This is a genomic window from Streptomyces sp. NBC_00178 (assembly GCF_036206005.1).
Classification (GTDB): Bacteria; Actinomycetota; Actinomycetes; order Streptomycetales; family Streptomycetaceae; genus Streptomyces.
The window spans coordinates 4,043,430-4,055,125 of sequence record NZ_CP108143.1; the positions used below are offsets into that span (position 1 = coordinate 4,043,430).

General features: G+C 72.5%; 15 protein-coding genes. 8 read left to right on the top strand and 7 right to left on the bottom strand.

From position 1 onward, the window contains the following. Nucleotides 1–137: 137 nt before the first annotated feature. From OHT61_RS17520 to OHT61_RS17545, 6 genes are all read right to left on the bottom strand, one after another. Complete coding sequence (locus tag OHT61_RS17520; protein WP_329039512.1) at nucleotides 138–1,559, bottom strand: sensor histidine kinase; 1,422 nt, start codon at nucleotides 1,557–1,559, stop codon at nucleotides 138–140. Continuing rightward, the gene (locus OHT61_RS17525) at nucleotides 1,556–2,287 is read right to left on the bottom strand and encodes a response regulator transcription factor (protein ID WP_329039514.1); all 732 of its coding nucleotides are present in this window, start codon (nucleotides 2,285–2,287) and stop codon (nucleotides 1,556–1,558) included. Before OHT61_RS17525 ends, OHT61_RS17520 begins: the two co-directional genes overlap by 4 nt. 75 nt (nucleotides 2,288–2,362) lie before the next feature. Then, on the bottom strand, nucleotides 2,363–2,542 hold the full coding sequence (locus OHT61_RS17530) for a hypothetical protein (RefSeq protein WP_329039515.1): 180 nt from the start codon (nucleotides 2,540–2,542) through the stop codon (nucleotides 2,363–2,365). 12 nt (nucleotides 2,543–2,554) lie between these two features. After that, nucleotides 2,555–3,655, bottom strand: coding sequence for a S1C family serine protease (locus tag OHT61_RS17535; protein WP_329039516.1), 1,101 nt, complete (start codon nucleotides 3,653–3,655; stop codon nucleotides 2,555–2,557). 98 nt (nucleotides 3,656–3,753) lie between these two features. Then, on the bottom strand, nucleotides 3,754–4,797 hold the full coding sequence (locus OHT61_RS17540) for a LacI family DNA-binding transcriptional regulator (RefSeq protein ID WP_329039517.1): 1,044 nt from the start codon (nucleotides 4,795–4,797) through the stop codon (nucleotides 3,754–3,756). A gap of 24 nt (nucleotides 4,798–4,821) precedes the next feature. After that, on the bottom strand, nucleotides 4,822–5,625 hold the full coding sequence (locus tag OHT61_RS17545) for a response regulator transcription factor (protein WP_329039519.1): 804 nt from the start codon (nucleotides 5,623–5,625) through the stop codon (nucleotides 4,822–4,824). Between the two features lie 296 nt (nucleotides 5,626–5,921). Between OHT61_RS17545 and OHT61_RS17550 the strand changes: the two genes are divergently transcribed. The 8 genes from OHT61_RS17550 (at nucleotide 5,922) to OHT61_RS17580 (ending at nucleotide 11,286) form a co-directional block, all read left to right on the top strand. After that, complete coding sequence (locus OHT61_RS17550; protein ID WP_329039521.1) at nucleotides 5,922–6,839, top strand: alpha/beta hydrolase; 918 nt, start codon at nucleotides 5,922–5,924, stop codon at nucleotides 6,837–6,839. 41 nt (nucleotides 6,840–6,880) lie between these two features. Then, nucleotides 6,881–7,135, top strand: a complete 255-nt coding sequence (locus OHT61_RS17555; RefSeq protein ID WP_329039523.1) for a MoaD/ThiS family protein — start codon at nucleotides 6,881–6,883, stop codon at nucleotides 7,133–7,135. Nucleotides 7,136–7,145: 10 nt separating this feature from the next. Beyond that, on the top strand, nucleotides 7,146–8,408 hold the full coding sequence (locus tag OHT61_RS17560) for a hypothetical protein (RefSeq protein WP_329039525.1): 1,263 nt from the start codon (nucleotides 7,146–7,148) through the stop codon (nucleotides 8,406–8,408). A gap of 155 nt (nucleotides 8,409–8,563) precedes the next feature. Continuing rightward, nucleotides 8,564–9,259, top strand: coding sequence for an LmeA family phospholipid-binding protein (locus OHT61_RS17565; RefSeq protein WP_329039526.1), 696 nt, complete (start codon nucleotides 8,564–8,566; stop codon nucleotides 9,257–9,259). Nucleotides 9,260–9,509: 250 nt separating this feature from the next. After that, nucleotides 9,510–9,590 carry a putative leader peptide gene (locus OHT61_RS32530; RefSeq protein WP_350310325.1) on the top strand — a complete coding sequence of 27 codons (81 nt, stop codon included), beginning with the start codon at nucleotides 9,510–9,512 and terminating at the stop codon, nucleotides 9,588–9,590. Nucleotides 9,591–9,731: 141 nt separating this feature from the next. Further along, a complete protein-coding gene (locus tag OHT61_RS17570) occupies nucleotides 9,732–10,571 on the top strand; it encodes a sulfurtransferase (protein WP_329039528.1) in 840 nt (279 codons plus the stop codon). A 48-nt stretch (nucleotides 10,572–10,619) separates the two neighbouring features. Further along, nucleotides 10,620–10,907 carry a DUF1416 domain-containing protein gene (locus OHT61_RS17575; protein ID WP_014154938.1) on the top strand — a complete coding sequence of 96 codons (288 nt, stop codon included), beginning with the start codon at nucleotides 10,620–10,622 and terminating at the stop codon, nucleotides 10,905–10,907. A gap of 118 nt (nucleotides 10,908–11,025) precedes the next feature. Continuing rightward, nucleotides 11,026–11,286: a DUF3099 domain-containing protein gene (locus OHT61_RS17580; protein ID WP_329039531.1), complete on the top strand. Its 261-nt coding sequence runs from the start codon at nucleotides 11,026–11,028 to the stop codon at nucleotides 11,284–11,286. Nucleotides 11,287–11,305: 19 nt separating this feature from the next. Here OHT61_RS17580 and OHT61_RS17585 read toward each other — a convergent pair whose 3' ends face one another. Then, on the bottom strand, nucleotides 11,306–11,668 hold the full coding sequence (locus OHT61_RS17585) for a DsrE family protein (protein ID WP_329039537.1): 363 nt from the start codon (nucleotides 11,666–11,668) through the stop codon (nucleotides 11,306–11,308). Nucleotides 11,669–11,696: the final 28 nt, after the last annotated feature.

Here is an 11,696-nt window from a genome sequence, read left to right on the forward strand (position 1 = left end):
AGGTGTGGTTCATCCCGTGTACGCGCGACCCGGGAGCCGTAGGTCCCTCTTCGTGCCGCGCCTTCCTCGGCGGGGCCGAGGAGGGCGAGTTCGACGACCTGGCCCGAGTCGGCGTTCAGGCGTGTGGGGAATCCGGTTCACACCCCGGGCGGCGGCTGAGGAGCTCCCGGCAACCGGACCGAGGCGATCGTGCCGGTGCCGCCGTCCGCCGGGGTCAGGGTGATCGTGCCGCCCGCCTGCTGGACCGTGCGGGCCACGATGGACAGGCCGAGGCCGGAGCCGGGGAGCTGGCGGGCCGAGGGGGAGCGCCAGAAGCGGTCGAAGACGTGCGGCAGGTCCTCGGCGGGGATGCCGGGGCCGTGGTCCCGGACCGTCAGCTCGCCCCGGTGCAGGACGACCTCGACCGTGCCGCCGGCCGGGCTGAACTTCACCGCGTTGTCCAGGACGTTGACCACGGCGCGCTCCAGGGCCGCCGGTTCGGCGCGGACGTACCAGGGGGCCAGGTCGGCCGTGATGGTCAGCTCGGGGCCGCGCAGCCGTGCGCGCCGCAGCGCGGTACGGGTGATGTCGTGCAGGGCGACGACCTGGAGCGGGCCGGGCTGGGCGGCGTCGGGGCGGGAGAGCTCCTGGAGGTCGCCGATGAGGGCGGCCAGCTCGGTCATCTGGGCCTTCACCGAGGCCATCAGGGCCTTGCGGTCGTCGGGAGGGATGGCCCTGCCCGTCTCGTCGCTGCGGACGAGGAGTTCGATGTTCGTGCGCAGGGAGGTGAGCGGGGTGCGCAGTTCGTGGCCGGCGTCGGCGATGAGCTGCGCCTGACGGTCGCGGGAGATCGCCAGGGAGCTGGTCATCGAGTTGAAGGACCGGGAGAGCCGGGCGATCTCGTCCTCGCCCTCGGCGGGGATGCGTACGGTCAGGTCCTCGGTCTCGGCCACGTGCGCGACGGCGTGCGCGAGGTCGTCGACCGGGCGCAGACCGGTACGGGCGATCCACAGCCCGGCGGCCCCGGCTCCTACGACGCCGATACCGGCGACGAGGACGAGCACCCAGGCGAGGGTGGAGAGCGGGTCGGTGACCTCGCTCATGGGGCGGGCCACGGAGACGGCGAGCGTGGCGTCCGGCCCGGGCCGGCGGTCCAGCCGGATCTGGCGGGTGTAGACACGCAGCTTCTTGCCGTCGGTGTCCGTCACGGTGTGCAGCACGCTTTCCCGCTGCCCGCCGGCGACGGAGATGTCGAGGCCGGTCGTGGGGAACGCGCGGTTCGGCGGAGCCGGGCAGGGGTCACCGGTGGTCGCGATGATCTGGACCCGGAACGATCCGGGGTCGGGCTGCTGACCGACGGCGGTGCCCGCGCAGGTGTTGAGCAGGTTCTGGACGTAGGTGTTGTCGACGGTGTTCGACGTGGTCAGCGAGTCGTCCAGCTGGTGCTCCAGCTGCTCCCGCGTCACGAACCAGCAGGAGGCCGCGACCGCCGCGACCGCGACCGCCACCGCCGCCGCCACGAGCAGTGCGAGCCGGGAGCGCAGCGGCAGGGCGCGGAGCCGGCGCGGGAGGGGGGTCACCCGTCACCGCCGCCGGAGCGCAGGGCGTAGCCCACGCCGCGCACGGTGTGGACCAGGCGCGGTTCGCCGCCCGCCTCCGTCTTGCGGCGCAGGTACATCACGTAGACGTCCAGGGAGTTGGAGCTGGGCTCGAAGTCGAAGCCCCATACGGCCTTGAGGATCTGTTCGCGGGTCAGCACCTGCCGGGGGTGGGCCAGGAACATCTCCAGCAGGGTGAACTCCGTGCGGGTCAGCTCGACCCTGCGGGTGCCCCGGGTGACCTCGCGGGTGTTGAGGTCCATGCGCAGGTCGGCGAAGGACAGCACGTCGTCGTCGGGGAGCGGGCCGCCCGCCGCGACGGCGTACGAGCTGCGGCGCAGCAGGGCCCGGATGCGGGCGAACAGCTCGTCGAGTTCGAAGGGTTTGACGAGGTAGTCGTCGGCGCCCGCGTCGAGGCCGGTGACCCGGTCGCCGACGGTGTCGCGCGCGGTGAGCATCAGGATGGGCGTGGTCGATCCGGTCGACCGGATGCGGCGGGCGGCGGTGAGGCCGTCCATGCGGGGCATCTGGATGTCGAGGACGATCAGGTCGGGGGCGTACGACTCCGACTTGGCCAGGGCGTCGTAGCCGTCCACGGCGACCTCGGTGCCGTAACCCTCGAAGGCGAGGCTGCGCTGCAGGGCCTCGCGTACGGCGGGCTCGTCGTCGACGATCAGGACGCGCTGCGGATCGTCTTCGGCGGGGCTCATCGCTTCTTCGTCCTCTTCCTGTCGAACGGGTCCGTCGTGCGGGGTCCTGTGGCACGGGGTCCGTGGCCGGGGCTCTCAGCCTCGCACGGCGGCCCGGCGGCGTCGCGCGGCACGGCGCCCGGTGCCGGCGCCGCCGCGGATCTCGGCCGGCCCGGCGGCGGCCGGGGCGGGGGCGGCGGCCGGTTCGGCGGCGAGGGCGAGGGGCAGGGCGAGCCCGGAGGGGCCCACCGCCGAGGGGTCGGTTCCGGGGTTCACGGGGCCTCCTCGTCAGGAGCCGTCGCCGGCGCGCAGGGTGTTCAGGTCGGCCTTGACGGTGTCGACCGGGATGGCGAAGCCGAGGCCCACGCTGCCCGCGGCCGAGCTGCCCGTGGAGCTTGCCGAACTGGGCGAGTACATCGCCGAGTTGATCCCGATGATCTCGCCGTTCATGTTGATGAGGGCGCCACCGGAGTTGCCCGGGTTGAGCGAGGCGTCGGTCTGCAGGGCCTTGTACGTCGTCTTGGACGAGCCCGTCTCACCGTTGAACTGCTGCCCGCCGAACTCGAACGGCCAGCTCTCGCCGCCCTGCTGCTGTTGCTGCTGGTCCTGCCCGTCCTCCTTGGCGACCGTGACGTCGCGGTCGAGCGCGGAGACGATGCCGCTGGTGACCGTGCCGGTGAGGCCCTCGGGCGAGCCGATGGCGACGACCTGGTCGCCGACCTTCACGGAGTCGGAGTCGCCGAGGGTGGCCGTCTTCAGGCCGCTCGCGCCGTGGAGCTCGATGAGCGCGAGGTCCTTGCCGGGGTCGGTGCCGACGACGTCCGCGGTGTAGGTCTTGCCGGTGCTGAGCGAGACCTCGATCGTGGAGGCACCGGAGACGACGTGGTTGTTCGTGACGATCTCGCCGTCCGAGGTGATGACGACGCCGGACCCCGTGGCCTGGCCGGCGGAGGAGGACGCCTTGATCTCGACGATGGCGGGCGACACGGCGGCGGCCACGCCGGAGACGGTGCCCGCGCTGCTCTGCGAGACCGTGGTGCCGTTCACGACACCGCCGGAGGCCGAGGGTGTGGAACCGCCGCCCGCGAACTCGCCGATGAGGGTGGCGGTGCCCCCGCCGATCGCCGCGGCGGCGATCGCGACGGCGGCCAGCAGCGCGACGGGCCGCTTGACCCGGCGTTCGGACCGGGGGGCGTCCTGGCCGGGGCCGGCCGGGGCGGGCTGGGGCGCCGGGGCCGGCCAGGCGTGAGCGGCGGGGATCTCGGCGGTGTGCCGCTCGGGCTCGTAGGCCGGCGGCGGCGGGTAGTCCGCCTCGCCGCCGCCGTACGAGCCGTTGCCGTTCGAGGGGTCCATCGGGTACTCGCCGCTCGGGCGGTGGCTGTCGGTCATGTCTACGAGAGTGGGCGGCGAACATGAGAGCAGCCTGAGTACGTCCTGAGAAGCCCGGCAGAACCGCGTATGCCCGATATAAAGGGCGGGACGGCCGCCTACCGGGCGGTGACGGTCGGTTCCCCGCAGCCGCACGAGCGGCGTACGACGAGCGCGGACGGGAACTGCTTCAGGCGCTCGCGCCGCGACCCCGAGACGCGCAGCGAGTCGTCGAGGACCAGGTCCACGGCCGCCCGTGCCATCGCGGGCCGGTCGGAGAAGACGGTCGTCAGCGGCGGGTCGGTCAGGCCCGCCTCCTTCACGTCGTCGAAGCCCGCGACCGCGAGCTCCTCCGGCACGTCGATCCGCAGCTCGCGGGCGGCCCGGAGTACCCCGATGGCCTGGTCGTCCGTCGAGCAGAAGATCGCCGGGGGCCGGTCGGGCCCGGAGAGCAGCTTCAGGGCGACCTGGTAGGCGTCGTACCGGTTGTACGGGGCGTGGAAGAGGCGGCCGTCGGTCGAGCGCCCCGCCTCGTGCATGGCCCGGCGCCAGCCCTCGATGTGGTCGGCGACCGGGTCGCCGACCACGGGGGTCGACTCGGTGCCGCCGAGGCACGCGACGTAGGCGTAGCCGTGTTCCAGGAGGTGGCGGGTGGCGAGCTGGGCGCCGCCGATGTCGTCGGTGACGACCGCGACGTCGTCGATCGCCTCGGGGCGCTCGTGGAGCAGCACGACCCGCGCGTCCCACGCCTCTATCTCGGCCGCGGCCCGTTCGCTGGGCCCCTGGCTGACGAGGATGAGCCCGGAGACGCGCATGCCGAGGAAGGCCCGCAGGTAGTGGACCTCGCGCTCGTCGCGGTAGTCGGAGTTGCCGACGAGCACCATCTTCCCGCGCTCGGCCGCGGCCTGTTCGACCGCGTGGGCCATCTCCGCGAAGAACGGCTGCCGGGCGTCCGGCACGATCATTCCTATGAGGTCGGTGCGCCGCGACGCCATGGCCTGGGCGACCCGGTCGGGCCGGTACCCGAGCTCCTTGATCGCGGCGAGCACCCGCTCGCGCGTGGCCGGGGCGACCGGCCGGGGTCCGTTGTTGATGACGTAGCTGACGACCGCTGTCGAGGTCCCCGCTAGTCTCGCCACATCGTCCCGCGTCACCTTGGCCACGCGCGGCAGTCTACGCGGATCGACCTACCTCTCGGCAGGCCGGACCGGGGCTTCTTCCGCAATCCGGGGATCGGCCGAATGCTCCGAACGGGTGAGGGCCTCACCCGCCTGCCGCGAAGCCGTCCTGGCCTTGGCCTCCTCGGCCGCCCGCTCCACCTTCTCGGGGGTGACGAAGCGGTAGCCGACGTTGCGGACGGTGCCGATCAGCGACTCGTGCTCGGGGCCCAGCTTGGCGCGCAGCCGGCGCACGTGGACGTCGACCGTGCGCGTGCCGCCGAAGTAGTCGTAGCCCCAGACCTCCTGGAGCAGCTGGGCGCGGGTGAAGACCCGGCCCGGGTGCTGCGCCAGGTACTTGAGCAGTTCGAACTCCTTGAAGGTCAGGTCGAGGACCCGGCCCTTGAGCTTGGCGCTGTACGTCGCCTCGTCGACCGACAGGTCGCCGTTGCGGATCTCCATCGGGGAGTCGTCGGCGGTGATCTGCTGGCGGCCGGTGGCCAGCCGCAGGCGGGCCTCGACCTCGGCGGGGCCCGCGGTGTCCAGCAGGACGTCGTCGATGCCCCAGTCGGCGGTGACGGCCGCGAGGCCGCCCTCCGTCACGACGAGGATCAGCGGGCAGCCGGGGCCGGTGGACCGCAGCAGCTGGCACAGCGAGCGGACCTGGGGGAGGTCGCGCCGCCCGTCGATGAGGATGAGGTCGGCACCCGGGGTGTCGACGAGAGCGGGTCCCTCGGCGGGGGCGACCCGCACGCTGTGCAGCAGGAGGCCGAGGGCGGGGAGCACCTCCGTCGACGGTTGGAGGGCATTCGTCAGGAGCAGCAGTGAACTCATCGCCGCCCACCTGCCTGGGTCGTCGGTCGGTCGTGCACGGTTCGCTCGCCCATTACGTCGGTCCTCCTCGTTCCCTGCGAGAGGGGCACTCCCGGGTCGGACCCGGGGGAGTATGCGGCACTGCTTCGTACTCCCGTACGTCCATCACCTGCGACGGCGTCATACGGTTCTTACCGTGCGGTCCCGCGCCCGGGGGCCGCTGAGCTTGTGGAAACGCTGCCGTAACAACGCTCCTAAAGCACAAAAGGACCCGGGGGCTGCTTTGCCCGGATCCTCTTCGCAGCAGAATAGCCCACATGAGTTCTGTGTCCGAGGGCAGATTCCCGAGATCCTCCGTTCCCTCGATCACCGGCGCCCCCCGGCGTACCACGTTGCTGACCGGTGACGGGGTTCGTGTCGAGGCGGTGTACACCCCGTGTGCGGCGGGCTCGGATGAGGGCGGAGGCGATGGTTCCGGGGGGACGGCGATCGTCCTCGCGCACGGTTTCACCGGCTCCGCCGACCGGCCGGCCGTGGTGCGTGCCGCCGGGGTGTTCGCCCAGCGTGCGGCCGTGATCACGTTTTCTTTCCGGGGTCACGGAAAGTCCGGCGGGCGGTCCACGGTGGGCGACCGGGAAGTGCTCGATCTGGCCGCCGCGGTCGCCTGGGCGAGGTCGCTGGGACACCGCCGGATCATTACGGTCGGCTTTTCCATGGGCGGCTCCGTGGTGCTCCGGCACGCCGCTCTGTATACGGCTCCGGATTCCGGCGAATTCGCCGGGCAGGATCAGCGTGCGCCGGGGGCCGAACGGGTGGGAGGGCGCACTTCGGCGCACGAGGGGCGTACGGGGGCGCATACGGACGTGGTGGTCGCCGTCAGCGCACCGGCCCGCTGGTACTACCGGGGCACCGCCCCGATGCGCCGGCTGCACTGGGTGGTCACCCGCCCCGCCGGCCGGCTCGTCGGCCGCTACGGCTTCCGCACCCGCATCCACCGCGAGGACTGGAACCCCGTGCCGCTCTCGCCGGTGGAGGCCGTCCCGCTGATCACCGCGCCGCTGCTGATCGTGCACGGCGACCGGGACCCGTACTTCCCGGTCGACCACCCCCGGATGCTGGCCGGAGCCGCGGACGGCCGGGCGGAACTGTGGCTGGAGCACGGCATGGGACACGCCGAGAACGCCGCCGACGAGGACCTGCTCACCCGCATCGCCGACTGGACGGAGTCGGCGTGATGAATGATGGACAGCCGGAGCACGACGAAAGGGGTGCAGTCATGGCAGCGGGGACGATCCGCTACTGGGCCGCGGCCAAGGCCGCCGCGGGAACCGCGGAGGAGCCGTACGCGGCGGACACGCTCGCCGAGGCGCTGGCCGGGGCGCGCGAGCGCCATCCCGGCGAACTGACACGCGTACTGCTCCGCAGCTCGTTCCTCATCGACGGGAATCCTGTCGGGACGCGCGGGCATGAGACCGTACGGCTTGCCGAGGGCGGCACGGTCGAGGTGCTCCCGCCGTTCGCAGGAGGGTGAACCGCAGACCATGAGCGACAACGATCAGCAGTATCCGTACGACCCGTCGTACGGGCAGCAGCCGTACGACCCGGCCCAGGCGTACCAGCAGCCCGGGTGGGACGACCGGCAGCGCCCGCAGGCCCCGGGGCAGCAGCCCCACGACCCGGCGGCGTACGGACAGCAGCCGTACGACCCGGCGTACGGGCAGCAGCAGCCGTACGACCCCGCCTTCGGGCACCAGCAGCCCGCGGCCCGTCCGCAGCAGGGCGGTGCTCAGGGGTACGCCGACCAGGGTGCGACACAGACCTGGCAGGGGCAGACCTGGGACACCCAGTACCAGCCCACGGTCCAGCCGCAGCAGCCGCAGCCCCAGCAGCCCGCGGTCCACGCGCAGGGGCACGCCCCGGCCGGCCGCCCGCTGCCGCCCGAGGCTCCCGCGGTCCCGTCGGCTCCGGCCGTTCCCGCGGCCGCCCCGGCCCCCGCGGCCGACGGCGGCCCGGAGTTCAGCGCGCCCACCACCCTGGGGAACGCCCGGATCACCGACGCGCAGCGGGCCCGCGCCGAAGGACGGTCGCCGATCATCGCGCCGGGGATGCAGCCCGCCGCGATCACGGCGGCCCTGGGTCTGCTCCTGTCCCTGGGCGCGGCGGTCGGCGCCTACGCGCTGCTCGTCCCGCTGGTCCTGCTCCAGGCCGTGACCGCGGCCGGCTGGTTCCGGCTCAACGGCATGTGGCCGGCCAGGCAGGGCATCGCGCTCGCCTTCGCGGGCGGAGCCGTCGCGGACGTCGTCCTGCTCGCGGCCGGGCGGGAGAACGCGCCCGCCGCCATCCTCGGGACGCTGGGCGTCTGGGTGCTGCTCACCCTCGTCCTCCAGCTCCGCAGCCACGCGGGAGCCGACGAGCGGATGTACGGCCTGACGGCCACCGTCGCGTCCGCCGCTCTCGCCGTCCTGGCCGCCGGGCACCTGGCAGCCGTGCCGGACGCCGTGACCGTCGGCGGGATCGCCGTCGCCGTCGCGGTGCTCGTCCGGGCGCTTCCGCTGCCCGGTCCGCTCTCGGTCGTCCTCGCCCTGCTCGCCTCCGCGGGCGCCGGACTCGTCGGCGGGGCCGTCACGGACTTCGGGGCGTCCGCGGCGCTCCTCGGGTTCGCCGCCGGCGGCTGCGCGCTGATCGGACTGCGGGTCGCGAGCTACGACTACCCGTCGCGCTTCGTGCACATGACGGCGGGAGTGGCGCTGCCGCTCACCGCGGCGGCCCCCGCCGTGTATCTGATCGGCCGGGCGCTCGCCTGACCGGACGGACGTTTTCGGCCGTCTCCCGGCCGGCCCGCACACGGCGGGAACCGGCCGGGCACCCCACTCGTCGATCACCTCGGGTGTACCGCACCGCGGCAGTACGCTCACATGCTGCAGAGGTCCGGCCCGGTCCGAGTGGGGGAACAACAGGCATGCGCGCACTGCGAATACTGCTGATCATCGCCGTGGTCCTGGGCGGCGTCTTCGTCGCCGCGGACCGTGTCGCCGTGCACTTCGCGGAGTCCGAGGCCGCGGACCGGGTCGGTTTCGGCGGTGCGGAGGCGGGTTCGACCGACGTGTCGATCAAGGGCTTCCCCTTCCTGACCCAGGTGGCCGACTCCCGGCTCGACGAGGTCGACGTGAAGGTGAAGGACATCCGGGCCAGTGCGGCGGGCCGGGACATCCGGATCAGTGAGATCCGCGCCCGGCTGCGCGACGTGACGCTGGGCGCCGGCTACACGAGCGCGACGGCGGCCCGGGCGACCGGGACGGCCGTGCTGTCGTACGCGGCGCTCACCGAGGCGGCCGACGAGGGCGTCACGGTCGCCTACGGCGGCGACGGCAAGGTCAAGGTCACGGGAAGCGTCCGGATCCCGCTGGTGGACCGCACCGTCACGCGCACGGTGCTGTCCAGCGTCACCCTGGTCGACGGGGACACCGTCCGGGTGCGCGCGGACGAGGTCCCGGGTGAGGGCATCCCCGGCCTGGAGGGCCTGGTCAGGAAGAAGACCGACTTCGAGCGCGGGATCGGCGGACTGCCGGGCGGCCTGAAGCTGGAGAAGATCGAGGTCGCGCCCGGCGGTCTGGAGATATCGATGAGCGGCGCCGACATCCCGCTCGCGGGCTGACCGCGCCGGCCGCCTCCCCGCACGGGTGGGGAACGGCGGCCCTGGGTAGGGGTCCGTGGAGGCGGGCGGACGGACGATCCGGATGATGAGACGGACGCGTCCGGTCCGCAGATCACCGGAGGGCCGTGGAGGCCGCCGGAGCGGGCGCGGGGCGGGTTCACCCCTCTCGCGTCCCACTCGGTGGACGATCGCGTCTCATCATCCGACACGGCGGTGACATCTCCGCCCGTACCTCCCTACGATCGGACGTATGAAGCGACAGGCGGACCTCACGAAGCGGCGGGCAGTAGACCTGTGCCGCGTCGCCGCCATGCTCTGTCGCACCTTCTGAGCGGGACCTCTCCCGTTTCCCCGGCCCTTCGACTTCGTCAGGGCCACTCCCGTGCCTCCCGTACGCGCCCCGCCGCAGGCACTCCGCGTACCTCTCGCACACCGCACCACGCCGCCGCAGACTGCCCCGGAGGAGAAACGCATGAGCCGCGCAGACGTTCTGGTCGACGCCGACTGGGTCGAGGCCCACATCGACGACCCGCAGGTCGCCATCGTCGAGGTCGACGAGGACACCTCGGCGTACGAGAAGAACCACATCAGGAACGCGATCCGGATCGACTGGACCCAGGACCTCCAGGACCCGGTCCGCCGTGACTTCATCGACCAGGCCGGCTTCGAGAAGCTGCTGTCGGAGAAGGGCATCGGGAACGACACCACGGTCGTCCTCTACGGCGGCAACAACAACTGGTTCGCGTCCTACGCGTTCTGGTACTTCAAGCTCTACGGCCACCAGGACGTCCGGCTGCTCGACGGCGGCCGCAAGAAGTGGGAGCTCGACTCCCGCGACCTGACCGACGCCGTCCCGGCCCGTCCGGCCGCGCAGTACAAGGCCAAGGCCCAGGACGAGTCGATCCGCGCCTACCGCGACGACGTCGTGAAGGCCATCGGCAGCCTGAACCTCGTCGACGTGCGCTCGCCCGACGAGTTCAGCGGCAAGCTGCTGGCCCCGGCGCACCTCCCGCAGGAGCAGTCGCAGCGTCCCGGCCACGTGCCGAGCGCCCGCAACATCCCGTGGTCGAAGAACGCCAACGACGACGGCACCTTCAAGTCGGACGACGAGCTGCGGGCCCTCTACGAGGACGAGCAGGTCGACCTGGCGAAGGACACCATTGCCTACTGCCGCATCGGTGAGCGCTCCGCGCTCACGTGGTTCGTCCTCCACGAGCTGCTCGGCCAGGAGAACGTCAAGAACTACGACGGTTCGTGGACCGAGTACGGCTCCCTCGTGGGCGTGCCGATCGAGCTCGGCGCCAACAAGTAATTCCGCAGGACCCGATCAGCAGGACCCCGACCAGAAGGACTGAACACCATGTGTGGAGCACAGGCCGGCGGCCCCGACGCTTCGACGATCAAGCCGGGCGAGACGACCATCCAGGGCAGCGTGACCCGCGACGGCGAGCCGGTCACCGGCTACGTCCGGCTGCTGGACTCGACCGGTGAGTTCACCGCGGAGGTCCCGACCTCGGCGACCGGTCAGTTCCGCTTCTACGCGGCCGAGGGCACCTGGACGCTCCGCGCCCTGGTTCCGGGCGGCACCGCCGACCGTACGGTCGTGGCGCAGACCGGTGGCCTCGCTGAGGTCGCCATCGCCGTGTAGTCCGCGCGCGCATCCGGCCGGAGGGCCGCACCCCAGGGGGTTGGACGCCACCTGGACAGGGGTGCGGCCCTTCGCGCCGTCCGCGGCCTTCCCGCGCCCCGGGTCCTACGCTGGAGTCATGTACGCGCGGCGCAAGCGCACCTATTTCCTGATGATGGGCGGCTGCATCGTCCTCTTCGTGTCCGCCTGGGCCTTCGTGCGCCTGTGGTCGGTGCCCGCCGCCGTGGCGATGTGCGTGGTCGCGGCCGTCATCCCGCCCGCCGCGGCGGTGATCGCCAACCGCCGGGGCCCGGACGACCGTTGGTGGGACGACCCCTCGGGCGATCCGGAGTCGGACGACTGGTGGGACGAGCTCGACGGCAGGAAGCGCCGCGGGTGAACACTCCGGGCCGGCCGGGTCAGTAGACGAGCGCCTGCGTCCCGTCCGCCACGGCCTCCTGCACGAAGACCTGGGCCCCCGCGATCCGTACGCCGTCCAGGACGTCCTTCTCCGTGATGTCCCGGCGGGCCGCGCACTGGGTGCAGAGCGTGATCCGCCCGCCCGCCAGGATCGAGTCGACCAGGTCGGGCAGCGGCGCGGCGTGCGGGAGTTCGAACTCCGCGGCACGCCCCGGCAGGGCGAACCAGGCGGACTCGCCGGTCAGCCAGAGCGACACCTCGACCCCGCTGGCGACGGCGACGGCCGCCACGGTGAAGGCCTGCGAGCAGCGCTCGGGGGAGTCGGCACCGGCAGTCACCTTGATCACGAGCTTCTTCGACATGTATCGAACTGTAATCCTTCGCCGTGCA